General features: G+C 75.3%; 16 protein-coding genes. 13 read left to right on the top strand and 3 right to left on the bottom strand.

Translation table 11 applies throughout. The features are described 5' to 3' along the window. Positions 1–48: 48 nt before the first annotated feature. The gene (locus ABD230_RS18080) at positions 49–585 is read right to left on the bottom strand and encodes a TetR/AcrR family transcriptional regulator (protein ID WP_344378225.1); all 537 of its coding nucleotides are present in this window, start codon (positions 583–585) and stop codon (positions 49–51) included. Positions 586–654: 69 nt separating this feature from the next. Here ABD230_RS18080 and ABD230_RS18085 point away from each other — a divergent pair, with 69 nt between their 5' ends. From ABD230_RS18085 to ABD230_RS18100, 4 genes are all read left to right on the top strand, one after another. Further along, positions 655–1,770 (top strand): FAD-dependent oxidoreductase, encoded by a 1,116-nt coding sequence (locus ABD230_RS18085; protein ID WP_344378228.1) that lies wholly within the window; start codon positions 655–657, stop codon positions 1,768–1,770. An 80-nt stretch (positions 1,771–1,850) separates the two neighbouring features. Then, the gene (locus tag ABD230_RS18090; protein ID WP_344378231.1) at positions 1,851–2,795 is read left to right on the top strand and encodes an L-lactate dehydrogenase; all 945 of its coding nucleotides are present in this window, start codon (positions 1,851–1,853) and stop codon (positions 2,793–2,795) included. Positions 2,796–2,899: 104 nt separating this feature from the next. Then, positions 2,900–3,331, top strand: a complete 432-nt coding sequence (locus ABD230_RS18095) for a YciI family protein (RefSeq protein WP_344378233.1) — start codon at positions 2,900–2,902, stop codon at positions 3,329–3,331. A gap of 16 nt (positions 3,332–3,347) precedes the next feature. Then, on the top strand, positions 3,348–4,652 hold the full coding sequence (locus tag ABD230_RS18100) for an RNA polymerase sigma factor (protein ID WP_344378237.1): 1,305 nt from the start codon (positions 3,348–3,350) through the stop codon (positions 4,650–4,652). Between the two features lie 183 nt (positions 4,653–4,835). Here ABD230_RS18100 and ABD230_RS18105 read toward each other — a convergent pair whose 3' ends face one another. Then, the gene (locus ABD230_RS18105; protein WP_344378239.1) at positions 4,836–5,645 is read right to left on the bottom strand and encodes a Bax inhibitor-1/YccA family protein; all 810 of its coding nucleotides are present in this window, start codon (positions 5,643–5,645) and stop codon (positions 4,836–4,838) included. A 158-nt stretch (positions 5,646–5,803) separates the two neighbouring features. On the opposite strand from ABD230_RS18105, the gene ABD230_RS18110 reads away from it, so the two are divergent. The 9 genes from ABD230_RS18110 to ABD230_RS18150 all read left to right on the top strand — a co-directional run bounded on the left by ABD230_RS18110 (position 5,804) and on the right by ABD230_RS18150 (position 16,250). Further along, positions 5,804–6,871: a glycerophosphodiester phosphodiesterase family protein gene (locus tag ABD230_RS18110; RefSeq protein ID WP_344378241.1), complete on the top strand. Its 1,068-nt coding sequence runs from the start codon at positions 5,804–5,806 to the stop codon at positions 6,869–6,871. 95 nt (positions 6,872–6,966) lie between these two features. Next, positions 6,967–8,400 (top strand): phosphatidylinositol-specific phospholipase C domain-containing protein, encoded by a 1,434-nt coding sequence (locus ABD230_RS18115; RefSeq protein WP_344378243.1) that lies wholly within the window; start codon positions 6,967–6,969, stop codon positions 8,398–8,400. A gap of 48 nt (positions 8,401–8,448) precedes the next feature. Further along, positions 8,449–9,822, top strand: coding sequence for a F390 synthetase-related protein (locus ABD230_RS18120; RefSeq protein ID WP_344378246.1), 1,374 nt, complete (start codon positions 8,449–8,451; stop codon positions 9,820–9,822). After that, complete coding sequence (locus ABD230_RS18125; protein ID WP_344378250.1) at positions 9,815–10,810, top strand: NAD-dependent epimerase/dehydratase family protein; 996 nt, start codon at positions 9,815–9,817, stop codon at positions 10,808–10,810. Before ABD230_RS18120 ends, ABD230_RS18125 begins: the two co-directional genes overlap by 8 nt. Further along, positions 10,807–12,000, top strand: coding sequence for a glycosyltransferase (locus ABD230_RS18130; RefSeq protein ID WP_344378254.1), 1,194 nt, complete (start codon positions 10,807–10,809; stop codon positions 11,998–12,000). Before ABD230_RS18125 ends, ABD230_RS18130 begins: the two co-directional genes overlap by 4 nt. After that, complete coding sequence (locus ABD230_RS18135) at positions 11,997–12,545, top strand: hypothetical protein (protein ID WP_344378257.1); 549 nt, start codon at positions 11,997–11,999, stop codon at positions 12,543–12,545. The genes ABD230_RS18130 and ABD230_RS18135 overlap by 4 nt, the downstream gene beginning before the upstream one ends. Further along, the gene (locus tag ABD230_RS18140; protein WP_344378261.1) at positions 12,542–13,957 is read left to right on the top strand and encodes a glycosyltransferase; all 1,416 of its coding nucleotides are present in this window, start codon (positions 12,542–12,544) and stop codon (positions 13,955–13,957) included. The genes ABD230_RS18135 and ABD230_RS18140 overlap by 4 nt, the downstream gene beginning before the upstream one ends. Beyond that, positions 13,954–15,003 (top strand): 3-oxoacyl-ACP synthase III family protein, encoded by a 1,050-nt coding sequence (locus ABD230_RS18145; RefSeq protein WP_344378265.1) that lies wholly within the window; start codon positions 13,954–13,956, stop codon positions 15,001–15,003. The genes ABD230_RS18140 and ABD230_RS18145 overlap by 4 nt, the downstream gene beginning before the upstream one ends. Beyond that, complete coding sequence (locus ABD230_RS18150; protein WP_344378267.1) at positions 14,997–16,250, top strand: cytochrome P450; 1,254 nt, start codon at positions 14,997–14,999, stop codon at positions 16,248–16,250. The genes ABD230_RS18145 and ABD230_RS18150 overlap by 7 nt, the downstream gene beginning before the upstream one ends. A gap of 126 nt (positions 16,251–16,376) precedes the next feature. Here the strand turns inward: ABD230_RS18150 and ABD230_RS18155 are convergent, their stop codons facing one another. Then, positions 16,377–17,300, bottom strand: coding sequence for a hypothetical protein (locus ABD230_RS18155; protein ID WP_344378271.1), 924 nt, complete (start codon positions 17,298–17,300; stop codon positions 16,377–16,379). Between the last annotated feature and the right edge of the window lie 280 nt (positions 17,301–17,580).

Here is a 17,580-nt window from a genome sequence, read left to right on the forward strand (position 1 = left end):
GCGGACCGCGGGGTCCGCGCCCTCCGTCGTTCCCCGTGGGAGCGCGGTTCAGTCGAGGAGCCGGCGGATGGCGGACCGGTGCGCGCCGGGGTCGATCGCGTCGCCGCGCCGTGCCGTGACCTGGTGGAGGAGCGCGCCGTCGCAGTAGTCGGCGATCCAGCGCGCACGTCGGGGCACGTCGTCGGCGCCGACAGCGGCGACCATCCCCTCGGCGATCGTGAGGAACCGGGCGTGCGCTGCGACGACCGCATCGGGTGCGCCGATGGAGATCGCGAAGCGGGCCCGGGTGAGCTCCGCCTGCGCGACGCCGAAGACCTCGAGGTAGTGCGCGAGCCGATCGGCGAGCTCGTCGCGCGTGCCCGGCGGAGGCGCCCCGGCGTCGTCGTGCCAGAGCGCGAGGTCTCGCGCCTCGAGCCGGTCGACGACCGCGTCGACGAGCGCGCGGCGGGTGCGGAAGACGTTCGACGTGCTCCCGGTCGGCACGCCGGCCGCGGCGTCGACCGCGCGGTGCGTGAGCGCCTTGAGGCCGTCGGCCGCCACGAGGGCGAGTGCGGTGTCGGCGAGGATCGTGCGGCGGTCGGGCATGGCGTGAGTCTAGCGAGCTCACTACAGCCGTAGTCGACGAGCGACTACATATGTAGTATCATCGGGTCCGTGGAACGGATCGTCATCGTCGGCGGCGGCATCGCCGGTCTCGCGCTCGCCGCGTCGCTCGACCCGGCCCGGCGCAGGGTCACGCTCGTGGAGCAGCGTCCCGAGCCGCCGAGGGTCGGCACGAGCCTCGCCGTCTGGCCCAACGCGGCCGACGCGCTGCGCGAGATCGGGATCTTCGACCGACTCGCCGCGGTGAGCCCGTCGGTCGACCGGTTCCCGATCATCGCCTCACGTGGCCGTCGGCTCGAGTCGTCCGTGCCCGAGTCGATCCTGGTCGCGCGCTCGGACCTCCTCGACGCGCTCGACGACGCCGTGCCCGCCGCCGTCGACCGTGTCGTCCGACGGGTCGACCGGCTCGACGACGACCCGCTCGTCGGGGCCGACCTCGTCGTCGGCGCCGACGGCGTGCACTCCGTCGTCCGACGCGACGGATGGGGCGACCGATCGCGCGCCGTGGCGACGCCGGTCCTCGCCGTCCGGGGCGTCCACCGGGGGCGGGTCGACGAGGCGGACCTCGGCGAGTACTGGGGGCGCGGGCAACTGTGGGGGCTCGGCCCGCACCGCGACGGCACGAACTGGTACACGGCCTTCCGCTCCGCGCTGGGCCCCCGCGACGTCGACGTCGTCGCCGCGCTCCGGGAGGCGTCCGCGATCGCCGTACCACCGGCCGTCGCGGAGATCCTCGCGGCCGCGGAGCCCCGCACGACGCTCGCCCAGCGCATCATGGTCGCCCCGCGCCTGCGCAGCTACGCCAGCGGGCGACGCGTGCTGATCGGCGACGCCGCCCACGCCATGACCCCGAACCTCGGCCGAGGCGGCGGGGAGGCGCTGACGGATGCGGTGACCCTCGCCGCGCTGCTCGACCGGCTCCCGATCGACGAGGCCCTGGCCGCGTACGACCTGGAACGCCGACGTGCGACCCGGCGGCTCGCGGTCTCCTCCGCCGCCGCCATGCGGATCTCCCTCGCCCGCGGCGCCCAGCCCCTGCGCGACGCACTGCTCGGCGCCGCCGGCGGACGCGGCTCGCGGCGCGCCGGCGGACGCGGTTCGCGGCGCGCCGGCGGACGCGGTTCGCGGCGCGCCGGGGCACGGGCGACGGCGGGCACGCCGAGCTGATCCCCCGGTCGCGGACCACGGCCGTCCACGACCGGGCGCGGGCCGTGGCATCCGTCGCACCCATCTGGAAGCATGGCGCCATGGCCGTCGTGGAGAACTCCAAGCTCAGCGTCATCGGAGCGGGCAGCGTGGGTGCGAGCCTCGTGTACGCCTCGCTCATCCGCGAGTCGGCGAACCAGGTCGCGCTGTACGACATCGCGAAGGAGAAGGTCGAGGCCGAGGTGCTCGACCTCGCGCACGGCACGCAGTTCACGCGTTCGAACGTGACCGGCGGAGCCGACCTCGACGTCGTCGCCGGCTCGCACGTCGTCGTCATCACGGCGGGCGCGAAGCAGCAGCCCGGCCAGAGCCGGATGGAGCTCGCCGGCACGAACGTCGGCATCCTCGAGCGCCTGCTGCCCGACCTGATGGAGCGCGCGCCCGACGCCATCTACATGCTCGTGACGAACCCCGTCGACGTGCTCACGGTCGCCGCGCGGCAGATCACCGGGCTGCCGCCCGAGCGGGTCATCGGGTCGGGCACCGTGCTCGACACGTCGCGACTGCGGTGGCTGCTCGCCAAGCGCGCCGGCGTCATGACCTCGAGCGTCCACGCCGACATCGTCGGCGAGCACGGCGACACCGAGTTCCCGCTCTGGTCGAATGCGCGGATCGGACCCGTGCCGATCCTGGAGTGGACGGGCGGCGAGCGGTTCTCGATCGACGAGCTCGCCGGTCTCGCCTCGGAGGTCCGCAACGCGGCGTACACCGTCATCCGGGGCAAGGGCGCGACGAACTACGCCATCGGCCTGTCGGGCGCGCGCATCGTCGAGGCGCTGCTCGACGACGAGCACGCGGTGCTGCCGGTCTCCACCGTGCACTCCGGCGCGTTCGGGCTCGACGGGGTCGCGCTGTCGATGCCGTCGGTCGTCGGCGGCGACGGCGCGTTCCCGATCGCCGAGACCCCGATGTCGGAGGTCGAGGCCGGCCTGCTCGCGGCGTCCGGCGATGCGATCCGGGCGACCATGCAGACCCTCGGGCTCTGAATCCGACGTGCTCCCGACCGACGTGTCGATCGGGCGGCTTCCCGTTCGACGTCATCAGTGAGAGGGTCGAGACGCGACCCGGACAATGCGAGGAGCATCCCACCATGCCGAAGTACATGCTGATCATGCGGGCCGACGACCGGGCGGTCGAGGCCTACCAGGACATGCCGTTCGAGCAGGTCATCGAGGCCATGGGCCGGTACAACGAGGAGCTGATGAAGGCCGGCGTCATGCTCGCCGGCGAGGGCCTCTCCGACGCCGACGAGGGCTTCGTCGTCGACTTCGACGCCGAGCCGCCGCTCGTCACCGACGGCCCCTACGGCGAGACCAAGGAGCTCTTCAACGGGTTCTGGATCCTCGAGGTCGCCTCGAAGGAGGAGGCCGCCGAGTGGGCCAAGCGCTGCCCGCTCGGGCCCGGGTCCAAGCTCGAGGTGCGACGGGTCACCGAGCTCGACGACTTCCCGCAGGACAACGAATGGATCCAGAAGGAGGCGGGCTGGCGCGAGGAGCAGGCGCAGCGCGCCGCGAAGGCGTGAGGGGCAGCGCCGGCACGTGAGCGACGAGACGACGGATGCCGCGACGGCGCGCCCAGCGGACCCCGAGTCCGCCCGGCGCGCCGTCGCCGCCGTCTGGCGCATCGAGTCGGCGCGCATCGTCGCGACGCTGACCCGCATGGTCGGCGACTTCGCGCTCGCCGAGGACCTCGCGCAGGACGCACTCGCCGAGGCGGTCGCGCAGTGGCCGGCCTCGGGCGTCCCGTCGAACCCTGGCGCGTGGCTCACCGCGGTCGCGAAGCGCCGTGCCATCGACGGCTGGCGTCGTCGCGAGCGCTACGACGAACGCCTCGCGGCCATCGCGCACGACCTCGAGCGCGAGCAGGCCGAGGCGGCGGATGCCAGGGCCGGCCTGCCGTACGACCCCGACGCGATCGACGACGACGTGCTCCGGCTCGTGTTCGTGTCGTGCCATCCGGTGCTCTCCCGCGAGGCGCGCGTGGCACTCACGCTCCGGGTCGTCGGCGGCCTCACGACCGAGGAGATCGCGCGGGCGTTCCTCGTGCCCGTCTCGACGGTGCAGCAGCGCATCGTGCGGGCGAAGAAGACGCTGGGTGCGGCCGGGGTGCCGTTCGAGGTGCCGCCGCGCGAGGAGTTCCCGGAACGGCTCGGCACCGTGCTCGGGGTGCTGTACCTGATCTTCAACGAGGGGCACTCCGCGTCGGCGGGGGAGGACCTCATGCGTCCCGAGCTCAGCCGGGAGGCGCTGCGGCTCGCGCGCGTGCTCGCCGCCCTCGTGCCGAGGGAGCCCGAGGCGCACGGGCTGGTCGCGCTCATGGAGCTCACCGCGGCGCGGTTCCCGGCACGACTCGACGAGCACGGCGACCCGGTGCTCCTCGGCGACCAGGACCGACGGCGGTGGGACCGCTCGGCGATCACGCGGGGGCGCGCGGCGCTCGCGCGAGCGGACGGGATCGGCCGGGGCCGGGGCGCGTACGCCCTGCAGGCGGCCATCGCGGAGCAGCACGACCTCGCGGCATCCGTCGACGACACCGACTGGGCCGCGATCGTCGAACTCTACGGAGCGCTCGGGCGGGTGGCGCCGTCGCCGGTCGTCGAGCTCAACCGTGCGGTCGCGGTGGCGATGGCGGACGGCCCCAAGGCGGGGCTCGCCCTCGTCGACGAGCTGTCGGCCGACGGACGGCTGGCGCGTTACCACCCGCTGCAGGCGGTGCGCGCCGAGCTCCTCGAGCGACTCGGCCGCGACGACGAGGCGCGCGAGGCATTCGCCGAGGCGGCGCGACTCACCGCGAACGAGCGCGAGCGCGCCGTGCTGCTCGCCCGGGCCGCGGCCCGGCGCTGAGCGGTCAGTGCCGTGCGCCGCGGCGCGCCGGAACGCGCTGGAGTGCGATTTCTGCGATGGAGTGCGGTCTGACCCCGTACTCCACCGCGGAAACGGGACTCGAACGCGCGCCGCGGCCGCCGCCCGGAAACGCGGAACGGGCCGCCCCCGAGGGGGACGGCCCGTTCGCGAGGTCGCTCGGCGCTAGTCGCGCGCGATCGCGAGCATGCGCAGGATCTCGAGGTACAGCCAGATGACCGTGACCATGATGCCGAAGGCGCCGGTCCAGCCGTACTTCTTCGGGGCGCGGTTGCGCACGCCCTGCTGGATGAAGTCGAAGTCGAGCACGAGCGAGTACGCGCCCATGATGACGACGAGCACGCCGATGACGATGCCCAGCGGGATGCCGAAGATCTCGACACCACGGACGCCCCACGGGTCGTCGGTCACGCCGAAGAGGATGAGCCCCATGTTCACCAGCGAGAACACGAGGTAGCCGACCATCGCGATCAGGAAGACCTTGGTGGCCTTCTTCGAGGCGCGGATCTTGCCCGAGGCGAACAGCGCGAGGGTGACGCCGACGACCACGAGGGTCGCGATCACGGCCTGCGCCACGATGCCGCCGCCGTAGGCCAGCTCGTACCACGCCGAGATGCCGCCGACGAAGACGCCCTGCACGCCGGCGTACGCGAGCACGAGAGCCGCCGACGGCTCCTTCTTGAAGATGTTGACGAGCGCCAGCACGAAGCCGACGATGCCGGCGCCGATCCAGAGGAACGGCATCGACTGGACCGTGAGCCAGCCGATCGCCGCGCCCACGAGGAGCAGCCCGAACGCCGCGGCGGACTTGGCGATCGAGTCCTCGATCGTCATGACGTCGCGGTCGGGGAGGGTCGCGGGCTGGTTGTACATGTCCTGGAGCTGCTGGGCCGACATGTCCTGACCGACCGCCACCGCCCCCTGGCCTGAGGTGAACGCCTCGTTGCGTGAGAAGGCGGGGTTGTTGAGAGCCATTGCTGTGGTTCCTCTGCTTTCGGCTTTCCGTCGTGTGGAGGGGAATCACGCGGACCTCGCGGTCGCGTCCGTCCAATCTACCGGTTCCAGCCGTGTCAACGCCGTGAGTTCGCGCGGGATTCCGCGGGAGGGCCTGCGAGCGTGGCTACGCTGAAGCCATGTGGCGCGACCCCGCCGAGCGGCCCATGGTCATCGGGCACCGCGGCGCCTCCGGGCACCGACCCGAGCACACCGAGGCCGCGTACCGGCTCGCCTTCGCGCTGGGCGCCGAGGCGGTCGAGCCCGACCTCGTCGCGACGCGCGACGGCGTGCTCGTGCTGCGGCACGAGAACGAGATCTCCGGCACGACGGATGTCGCGTCCCGACCGGAGTTCGCGTCGCGCCGGACGACCCGCGAGGTCGACGGCCGCCCGCTGACGGGCTGGTTCACGGAGGACTTCACCTGGGCCGAGCTGGCGACCCTCCGCGCGACCGAGCGGCTCGGCGGCATCCGTCCGCACAGTGCGAGCTTCGACGGGCGCTACCCGATCCTGCGCTTCCGCGACCTGCTGGAGCTGCTCGACGAGGGCAGCGACGAGCACCGCCGCGTCATCCGCCTCGTCGCCGAGTTCAAGCACGCGACCCACTTCGCCGCGCTCGGCCTGCCGCTCGAGGAGCTCTTCGCCGCCGAGCTCGCTGCGGCCGGGTGGGGCCGAGGCGACGACCGGCTCGTCTCGGAGTCGTTCGAGCCGGGGCTGCTCGACCGGCTCGTCTCCAGCGGCATCCGCGGCACCCGGGTGCTGCTCATCGAGGACCGGGGCGCGCCGTACGACCTCGTCGCGGCGGACGGCGCCGGCGCACGGAGGTACGACGCGTTCGTCAGCGAGCGGGGCCTGCTCGGACTCGCGGGCGTGGTGCACGGCGTGAGCGTCGGCAAGGGCCGGCTCGTGGGCGGGAAGCCGGAGCCGGAGGACGGGGCGCCGCCCCGGCGGACCCGCCCCGACGCGCCGCTGCGGGGGTCCGAGCTCGTGGACGCGGCGCACGCCGCCGGGCTGGCGGTCTACACGTGGACCCTGCGACCCGAGAACCGGTTCCTCGCCCCGGAGGCCCGGCGCGGGGCGTCGCGCGGCGCCTGGGGCGACTGGCTCGGCGAGTTCACGCGGATCATGGACACCGGCGTCGACGGCGTCTTCCTCGACCACCCGGACCTCGGCATCGAGGCGCGGCGCTCGTACCTCGACGGCTGACCGCCCCCGCTCTGGGACTTGACGCGCCCTTCGGGCGATGCGACGGTGTGCCGCAGGCGACGCTCCGCGCCGGGCGTCCCGGCAAGGGGGCCGTCATGGGGCAGTCGATCCGTCCGCGCAGGTCCGTGCTCGTCGTGGCGGCGCTCGCCACGGCGGCGATCGTGCTCACGTCCGCCGTCCCGGCATCCGCCTACGAGACGTCCGCATACTCGCACGACCGGGAGCCGGAGGTCCTGCGCACGGACTGGATGGCGGCCCTGCCGGGAGACCTGCGGCTGAGCCAGCTCTCGATACCCGGCACCCACGACTCCGGGGCGCAGAACCACGGCGGGCCCCTCACGATCACGCAGTCGATGCGGTTCGCCGACCAGATGGACGCCGGCATCCGCGCCCTCGACATCCGCGTGGGCGAAGGCCACGACTGCCCCCTCGACATCTACCACGGCATCATCTGCCAGGACATCGCGCTCGCCGACGTCGTCGACACCATGGTCGACTTCCTCGCCGCCCACCCCGGCGAGACGATCGTCACGCGGGTCGCGAAGGAGCACGGCGACCCCTCGTTCGACGAGGTGAAGGCGCTCTTCGACGGGCACTACTACGACGGGACCGACACCGATCCCACGCTCGACGAGATGCGCGGCCGGATCGTCGTCTTCGTCGAGGACTTCGACCCGATCGGGCCCTTCAACTGGACTGACGCGAACCTGGTGATCGAGGATCACTACTCCTTCACGGTCGAGCGCGACCTCGCGGACAAGTGGTGGTACGTCCGACCCAGCCTCCGCGGCGCCGACACCGCCGACGCGGCGATCCACATCACCTTCACGTCGGCGACCAGTGCCGGCGCCTACCCGTACTTCTTCGCGAGCGGCCACATCAGCTCGGGCACCGACGCCGCCCAGCTCTGGACGGGGTGGGACGCGCACGACTGCAAGAAGGCGGCGCAGTGCCTGCCCGAGTACCCGCGCGAGAAGCACCTCGGCACCACGTGGGTCTACTACATGGGGCTCAACCAGCTCACGATGGACTACGTCGACTCGACGATCCGGACGCGCACCGGCATCGTGTACTCCGACTTCCCGGGGCCGGGACTCATCGAGGCGATCATCGCGGTGAACCCGCTGGGCGAGGGGCGGACGCTCCCCGAAACCGGCACCCCGCACGACGTCGTGCACGTGCTGCAGGCCGCGCTCGAGGACGGCACGCTGAGCGACTCGGACGAGCGGCTCGCGCAGCGCGTCATCGACGACCTGTGGGGCAGCGGCTCGGGCCGTGCGTGGAACGGCTGGCAGGACCTGGCGTCGAACGGCGCGACCGTCGCGGCCGTCCGGCGCCTCGAGGACGCGATCGACGCGCTGGGCCGGATGCAGGGCTTCGACGGCGCTGCGACCCTGCAGGCGTGGCTGTCGGACGCCGCGGCCGAGCTCGCGGCATCGCCGCGGGACGCGCGCGGACCGCGGAACGCGACGGAGCCGCCGGACGCGCGGGGCGCCGCGCTCCGCGGAGGAGGCGCGCCGCTCGGCTAGGATCCGCAGCACGCGGGGAGCCCGCGTCGGTCGGCGGACGGGGGTCGGATGGGCGCCGTGCTCGCGTTCGCGACGGCACGCTGGGGCGTGCGACTGCGCACCGCGCGAGGGCTCGAGCGGGCGCGGCGGCGCGGCATCCGGCGGCTGCTGCGGAGGATGCCGCGGGCGGCCCGCCACGCGGGCGCGCCGCGGTCGCTCGCCGACGTGCCGATCGTCGACAAGGCCGCCGTGCTCGCCGACTTCGCCGCGTGGAACGTGCACGGCGTGGAGCTCGCGACGGCGCTGGCGGCCGCGCGCGAGGCGGAGCACACCCGCGACTTCAGCGGCCTGCTGCCGGGCGGTCTCACCGTCGGACTCTCGAGCGGCACCTCGGGGCGCCCCGGGGTGTTCCTCGTCGACCGCCGAGAGCGGCTGGCCTGGGCGGGCACGGTGCTCGGGCGGCTCCTCGATCGTGCGAGCCTCGCGCAACTCCTGCGGCCCTGGCGGCCACCGGTGCGGATCGCGTTCTGCCTCCGCGCGAACAGCACCCTGTACGAGTCGGTCGCGAGCCGCCGGCTGGCGTTCGGGTTCGTGGACCTCGTGGCGCCGTTCGCCGAGGTGCTCGAGCAGGTCGCCGCCGCCCGTCCCCACGTGCTGGTGGCGCCGTCGAGCGTGCTCGCGGAGCTCGCCGCCGCGCAGCGCGCGGGTGCGCTCGCGATCTCGCCGCGCACCGTCGTCGCGGTCGCGGAGGTGCTGTCGGACGAGGACGTCGCGCTCGCCGAGGCGGCCTGGGGGGTTCGTCCGCGCCGGGTGTACCAGGCGACCGAGGGCCTGCTCGCACTCGACTGCGCACACGGGCGGCTCCACCTGAACGAGCCCGGCGTGCTGGTCGAGCGCGAATGGCTCGACGCCGGGCATCGGCGCTTCGTGCCGATCGTGACCGACCTCGAGCGTCGCACGCAGCTCGTCGTGCGGTACCGGCTCGACGACGTGCTCCGTGCGGCACCGGACGACGCGTCGCCCTGCCCGTGCGGCGACCCGGCAGCCGTGATCGAGGCGGTCGAGGGCCGGGCGGACGAGGTCGTCGAGGCGGTCGGCGCGGCGGGCGGGATCGTGCGGGTCTTCCCCGACACGCTGCGGCGTGCGATGGCGCTCGCGTTGGGCGATGCGGATGCCGCGGGGCCCGGCGGCGTCGAATGGGGCATCCGCTGGGCGCCGGACCGGCTCGTCGTGGCGCTCTCGCGCACCGGCGATGCCGCCGTCGATGAGGCGGTCGAAACGGCCGTGCGGCGCCGGCTCGCCGAGCTCGCCGCGGCCGTCGGTGCTCGCCCGCCCGTCGTGGCCGTGGCGGCCTGGGCTCCGCCGGCTCCGGGCGAGAAGCTCGTCCGCATCCGTCGGGAGGCGACCGCGGCCGTGCCGAGTGGACGGACCGTCGATGCCTGAGCGGACCCGGGTGCTCGTCACGGGCGCGACCGGCTTCGTCGGCGGGGCACTGCTGCGCGCCCTGCGGGCGCGGGCGGACGTCGACGCGCGAGGCGTCGGCCGCCGCCCGGTCGACGACCCGGCGATCGCTCGCGTCGACCTCTCGCGTCCGTTCGCACCGCCGTTCGGACCGGAGTTCCGGCCCGACGTGATCGTGCACGCCGCGGCGCGGGCGAGCCAGTGGGGCACGCGCGCCCAGTACCGCGCGCAGAACGTGGACGCGACGGCGAACGTGCTCGACCTCGCGCGCCGGTCGGGCACCCGCCGCGTGGTCCACGTGTCCTCCACGTCGGTGCTCTACCGGCGGGCGGACCAGTTCGGGCTCTCGGAGACCGCTCCGGCGGGGCCCGACTTCCTGAACGAGTACGCGCGCACCAAGCACGAGGGCGAGGAACTCGTCCGCCGGCACGCCGGCGAGTGGGTCGTCGTGCGCCCCCGCGCGGTCTTCGGTCCGGGCGACACGACGCTGCTGCCCCGCATCCTCGCCGCGGCCCGCCGCGGCCGGCTGCCGTTCCTCGGCGACCCCGACCACCCCGCCGTCGGCGACCTGCTGTACATCGACGTGCTCGCCGACGCGCTCGTCTCGGCCGCGCTCGCGCCGGGCATCGCCGGCACGACGGTGAACCTCGCGAGCGGTGAGCCCGTGCCGCTCATGCCGACGATCGCGCGCATCCTCCGCGAGCTCGGGCTGCCCGTGCCGCGTCGCACCATCCCGCGTCGCGCCGCCCTCGGCCTCGCGACGGCCGCGGAGACGGCGTGGCGGGTCGGGCGACTCGGCGGCGAGCCGCCGCTCACGCGGTACGCGGTCTGGCTGCTCGCCTCGTCGAAGACGTTCGACGTGTCGCTCGCGCGGCGACTGTTCGGCCCGCCGTCGCTGTCGACGGACGAGGCGATCGACCGCACGATTGCGGCCGCGCGACGCGACCTCGTCGCCGGAGCGGCCCGATGAACCGGGGCGATCGCATGGTCGTCGGCCTGGCCGCGGCCTACGTCGGCGTGCTCGTCGCCAAGGCCGCGCTCGCCGGGACGGCGGTCGCGCGGCGCCGCGCCCGCGTGCGGGCGGCGGCGGACCGCCCGGAGCCGGGACGCCCGCCCGTGGAGCCCGCCGACCTCACCGTCGTGCAGCCGATCCTCTCGGGCGACCCCCAGCTCGAGGACGCCCTCGTCGCCACGCTCGTCGCCGCGCCGCGGGCGCGCGTGCTCTGGCTCGTGGACGAGGACGACGTCGAGGGGCGTCGCGTCGCGTCGGCGGCCCGGTCGCGGCATCCGCTCGTCGACGTCGAGGTGGTCGACTGCCCGCCGTGCCCGCCCGCAGCCTCGCCCAAGGCGTTCAAGCTCGCGCTCGCCGAGACGCGGATCACGACCGCCGCCTTCGCCGTCGTCGACGACGACACGCGCATCACCGCCGACGGCGTCGCAGCCCTGCTCGACGGCCTGCGCGTCGCCGACGTGAGCACCGGCCTGCCCTGCTACGTGCCCGGTCCGGGCCGGTGGTCGCGCCTCCTGGCGGCGTTCGTGAACGACCAGGCGATCCTCGCCTACCTGCCGACCTCGGCGTCCGGGTCGGCCCGGGCGCTGAACGGCATGACCTGGGCGATGCGCACGCGGACCCTGCGGCGCCTCGGCGGGTTCGGACCGCTCACCGGGCTGCTCGCCGACGACCTCGCGATCGCGTCGCGCGTCCGCGGCGCCGGCGGCGCGATCGACCAGACCGACGTGCCGCAGTTCGTGTCGACGTCGGTCGCCGACGGGCGCGCGTACCGGCGGCTGATGCACCGGTGGCTCGTGTTCGCCGGGCTCGCGGTGCGGGCCGAGGCGGCCGGATGGCGCATCGCCCTCGTCGTCGCGTACGCCCTCCCGTCCGCGCTGCTCGCCGGGCTCGTCGCCGGTGCGCTCGCCCGACCCGGCACCGTGCGCGCGGGGGCGGTCGTCGGCGCACTCGCGGCCCGCTCGGCCGTGATCGCCGCGGCGCAACGCACGGTCACCGGCCGCGCGCGCCACGACCCCGCGCACTCCCTCGCGGCCGAGCTCGCGCTGCCCGTGCAGTTCGCCGCGGCGCTCGCCGTGCCGCGCATCACGTGGCGCTCGCGGCGGTACGTCGTGCACGCGAACGACCGCTTCGAGCCGGTGGCGCGATGAGCCTCCTCGTCTGCTTCCTGACCGGGCGGAGCGATCCGGCGAACACCGCACTGTCGCCCGCCCAGCTCGCGCTGCTCGACGCGCTCCCGGTCGGCGCGGGCGAGCGGATCGACGTGAACTTCCCGTACGCCGCCGCGTCGGGGCCGTGGCGCCGCACCCCGCTCGCCGTCGCGAGCGTGCGGAACGGCCGGGACTACCTCGGATCGCGGCGACCGGGCTTCGCCCGGCGGTACGCCGCCGAGGTGCGTCCGGTGCTCGCGGCCGCCGACCGGACGCTCGTGCTCGCGGGCAGCTGCGGCCTCGAGCTGCTGGCGAACCTGCGGCTCGACCGGCACGCGCTCGCCGGCCTCCACGTGCTCGCCTTCGGCCCGGTCGCGCGCTCCCATCCTCCCGTGAGCCTCGAGACCGTCGTCGGGCGGACCGACCTGCTCGCCCGGAGGTGGGCGCCGCGGGCGGACCACGTCATCGGGGCCGGCCACCTCGACTACCTCGCCTCGCCGGAGTTCCGCGCGATCGCGGCCCGTGCGGTGGAGCGGCTCCGGTGAGCGGGCACATCGCGCTCGTCGCGCCGCCGTTCGCCGGGCACCTGCACCCCGTGCTCGGCATCGGCGTCGAGCTCGCCCGGCGCGGCATCCCGGTACGCGTGCTCAGCACCGCCGGTGCCCTCCCGCGGATCCGTGCGGCGGGCCTGCCGGGCGAGGTGCTCGCGTCGGTGGACGACGCCCGCGTGCAGGTCGTCGCGGACCCCGTCGAGCGCGTCGGACGCGACCCGGTGCGCCTCCACCGCCAGTTCCGGGCGACGCTCGGCATCCTCCGCGACCTCTCCGGCGACCTCGACGCGCACCTCGCCCCCGATCCCCCCGCGATCGTCGTCGCCGACTTCACGCTGCCCGTCGCCGGCGCCGTCGCCGCACGGCACGGTGCACGGTGGTTCACGGCGATGCCCTCACCCGCGGCGATCGGCTCGACCGACGGCACGCCGTCGTACTGCGGCGGCCTCCTGCCGCCGCGCGGGGCCGTCGGCCGCGCACGCGACGCCGTCGCGCGCGCGGGCGTGCGGACCTTCAAGCGGAGCGTCTTCGCGCTCAACGCCCGGCCGTTGCGCGAGCTGGGGTTCACGGGCGCCTTCCGGCCGGACGGCACGGAGCAGGCGTACTCGCCCGACACGGTGCTCGCCCTCGGGCTCGCCGAGCTCGAGCTGCCGCGCACGTGGCCCGCGTCGGTGCGATTCACGGGGCCGGTGCGGTACTCGCCGCCGGGGCGGCCGGGGGCGTGGGGCGACGCCGACGGCGTGGTCGGCGACGACCGGCGCGCGGGCGACCCGTCGGCGTCCGCCGACCGCCCCGGACCGGCGCGCCCGCGCGTGCTCGTCGCCTTCGGCACGCATCTCGCGCCCGAGAAGGCCCGGCTGGTCGACGTACTCGCCCGCGTGGCGGCGCTCCTGCCGGACGTCGACCTCGACCTCACGCTCGGCGGGACGACCCTGCCCGGCGGGGCGGGGTCGGGGTCGGCGCCGGGGCCGAGCTCGGCGCCGAGGTCGGGGCTGCCCGGTCGCCTGCGCGTGCTCGCATACGTCGACTACGACCGCCTCGACCGGTACGCCGCGATCGTCCACCACGGCGGGACCGGCATCGCGCAGGCCGCACTCGCCGCGGGTCGGCCCGCCGTCGTCGTGCCGGTCGACTACGACCAACCGGATGTCGCCGCGCGCCTCGTGCACCACGACCTCGCCGAACGGCTCGACGCCCGGGTGCTGCGGACCGGGCCGCACGGCGCCGAACGGCTCGCCGCGGCCGTGCGGCGGGCGCTCGCGCCATCCGTCGCCCGCGTCGCCGCCCTGGAGCGGTTCCGCGCCGCCTGCGCCCGCGACGACGGGGCCGTCCGCTCCGCGGACCTCATCGAATCCGCCCTGACCACCACCCGGCCGAGCGGCCGCGCGAGGGGAGCACGTGCATGACCCTGACGACCGAGGCGCCGCCCACCCAGGCCGGCCCCCGCTGGACGACCGCGGCGCGCATCGCCGCCATCGGGGTGCACCTCCCCGACACGTGGCGCAGCACCGCCGAGACCGAGGCCCGCCTCGCCGCCGAGAACCCCGGCCTCCGGATTCCCTCGGGCCTCATCGCGCGCCTCACCGGCGTCCGCGGGGTGCACGTCCGACCCGATGGCTGGCAGACCTCCGACCTCGCGGTCGCGGCGGCCCGGCGGGCGCTCGCCGCATCGCCCGGGCCCGTCGACCTGCTCGTGTTCGCCTCGGCCAGCCAGGACCTCATCGAACCCGCCACGGCGCACATCGTCGCCGCGAAGCTCGGCGTCTCGGCGCCCGTCATGGACGTCAAGAACGCCTGCAACAGCCTGCTGCAGGGCATGCAGGTCGCCGAGGCGCTCATCGCGACCGGCCAGGCGCGGCGGGCGCTCGTCGTGAGCGGTGAGCAGCCCTCCCACGCCGTGCGCTGGCGACTCGACTCCGACGCGCAGTTCCTGCGGTCCTTCCCCGGGTACACCATGAGCGACGGCGGCGCCGCCGTGCTGCTCGAGGCGAGCGACGGCTCCGGCGCCGGCCTCATCGGCAGCCGCTTCGCGGCCCACTCGGAGTACTGGGACGTCGGCACCCTGCCGACGGGCGGATCGCTGAACCCGCACGCGATCGGCGGCAGCTACTTCGACATGGACGGGCGGGCGCTCGAGGGGGCGTTCCGGCGCGTCGGGCTCGGCATCTTCCACGACACGCTCGCCTCGCTCGGCGTGCGGGCGGACGAGCTCGACGCCGTCGCGGTGCACCAGGTCGCGCTGCCGATGCACCGGCGTATCGTCGAACTGCTCGGCGTCGACCCGGCCGTCACCGAGGAGACGATCTCGGCGCACGGCAACCTCGCGAGCGTCTCGCTCCCGGTGCAGCTGGACCGGGCGGTGCGCCGCGGGCGCGTCGGACCCGGCAGCCTCGTCGCCCTCGTCGGGCTCGCCGGCGGCATCAGCCTCGGCGTGACGGTGCTGCGGTGGTGATCGCGTCCCCGCGTGGCGGAGGCGGCGCGGGCGAGGTGGGGGCGGCGGGCGCGGCGGGCTCGGCGGGCGCGGCGGCAGGCGCGGCCGCGCCGGCGGGCGCCGCCGGGCGCTGGGAGGAGCGCGTGATGCGGGCGGCGCATCCCGTCGCGTACCCGCTGCTCACCGGCATCCGTCGCCCGGTCGTGCGCGTGCCGGGGCTCGGCGTCGTCGTGACGGATGCCGCCCTGCTGCGCGCCGTGCTCATGGACGCGGACGCCTTCACGAAGCAGGGGCGCGGCGCTCCGAGCGACCTCTGGACGCCGGTGCTCGGCCCACGCGTGCTGCTCAACATGGAGGATGCCGAGCACGCCGAGCTGCGGCGGAGGCTCGCGCCGCTGTTCACGCCCGCCGCCGTCGGCGAACTCGTGGAGCGCACGCTCGGCGGGCCGTACCGGGAGCTCGGGTCGGCGCTCGCCGCGGGTCGTGTGGTCGAACTCGTCGACGTCGCACGGCGCTGCGCGAGCGCCGTGATCTCGACCCTCGTCGGGCTCCCGCCCGACGTCGTGGACGACCGACTGTTCCGGCGCATCGCGACGGTGACCGGGGCCGTTCGGCTCTCCCGGCCGCGGATGACCGACGCCCAGGTGCGGCATGCGCGCGAGGTCATTTCCGACCTCACGGGGCACGCCGCGGTCGCGTGGCGGGCCGGCGACCCGGCGACGGTGCCCGGCCGCATGCGCGAGCTCGGCCTCGACGAGGCGGAGTCGCTGGGCGCGGTGGGCGCGTTCGTGCTCACCGGGACCGAGACGCTCGTGGCCTACCTGCCGCGGCTCGTCTGCCTGCTGCACGACACCGGATGGCTCGCCCGGCTCGCCGACGATCGCACGCTCGTGGACGCCGCGATCGCGGAGGGGCTGCGGGTCACGACGCCCTCGCCGGTCATGCTGCGGAGCACGCGGCGCGAGGCGCGGATCGGGCAGGTCGCGGTGCGACCCGGCGACCGCGTCATCCTCGCCACGTTCCTCGCGAACCGGGTGACGCCCGGCTTCGACCCCGTCGGGAACCCGGCGGCGGGCCTCCGGCAGCTGTGGTTCGGCGCCGGTGCGCACTTCTGCCTCGGCGCGCCGCTGGCGATGGCCCAGGTGCGCGGCCTCGTCGGCGCGATCCTCGACGCGGCGGCCGTCCGTCCGCTCGCGGTGCGCTCGCGCCGCGTGGCCCGCGGCGTGCTCATCCCCGGCTACCGGAGCGTCGAGCTCGGCCCTGCGTGACGCGCGGCGCGCCCGCGCCGCGTGCCCTGCCGCGCGCCGCGCCCCACCCGCATCGACTCACGCCGAATCGCCCGTCCTGGCGCCGTCGCCGGGCTGTTTCGCGTGAGTCGGCGCGCTGCGGGCTCGTCACTCGGCGCCGGCCGACCAGCCGCGGCGACGCAGGGCCGTCGCGAGCAGGTCGATCCACGCGTGGGAGTGCGTCCCGCGATGGACCCGGATCACCCACCAGCCGGCCGCGGCGAGCTCGTTCAGCCGATCGACGTCCCGGTGCCACTGCCTCGCATTCGTGCGGTGCTGGTCGCCGTCGTATTCGAGCAGGACCCGGTACCGACGGAACACGAGGTCGCCGTGCGTGCGCCGCGAGGCGAGCACGATCTCGCCGTTGCACTCCGGTTCCGGGAAGCCGTGCGGCGCTGCCGCGACCGTGCGCCGCAGGACGGTCTCGCGCGGCGACCCCGAGCCCTGGCGCAGGTGCGTCCGCGCGGCGACGATCGAACGGATGCCGCGGCTCCTGGAGAATCGCGCGATCGCGGCGTCGACCTCCTCGAGGGTCGCGAGTGGGGACGGCCATCCGATCAGGCGGTCGCCCGCGATGACGAGGTCGTCGACGGACGGCGTCGATCCGTGCGGCGACCTCGTCGCAGCGAGTTCGCACCAGGCGTCGGCGGGACCGCTGACCGGGAAGCCGAGGTGGATGCGCACGTCGCGGCGTGCGCTGATGCGATGGCCGACGACGCCGACGCGTTGCGGCTCGCGTCGGCGCGTGCTGACGTGCAGGCGGTCGTCGTCTCGGAGGCGGGCCGGCAGCGGGATTCCCCAGAGACGCGCCGCGGTCGCATGGCTGAACCATTGGTCGGCCGTCATCAGCGGCTCGTAGGCGCGGCAGCGCGCATGGAGGTCGTCGACGGCGACGCTCGACCGGACGCCGTGGAACGGCGCATGCAGCCGCGCCGAACGCAGCTGCTTCGGGGTCGCGCCGAGCACCAGTGCCTCGGAGACGCGGAAGGGTGCGAGCCGGAGCTCCTCGGGGAGCGGGCGCGGGCGCGACATCCGTCGAGCGTGCCATCGCCGGCCCGGTGGTGGCGGCCCTCTCCACAGCCCCTCGCCGCACCCGCCACGACTCACGTCGATCGGCCCCGCATCGCGCGCCCCACCGGCCGAATCGCGTGAGTCGGTGGGGTTGGGCGCGAGGGGCGAGGGGCGAGGGGCGATTCGGCGTGAGTCGTGAGGTTCGCAGGGGAGGAGCGGGAGCCGGGCGCAGCGGGCGCGCGCAGCGGGCGCGCGGGCGGGCGCGCGGGCGGGCGGGTGGGCGGCGCGGGCGCGCGGCGCG

It is taken from the genome of Agromyces tropicus (assembly GCF_039531345.1).
Classification (GTDB): Bacteria; Actinomycetota; Actinomycetes; order Actinomycetales; family Microbacteriaceae; genus Agromyces; species Agromyces tropicus.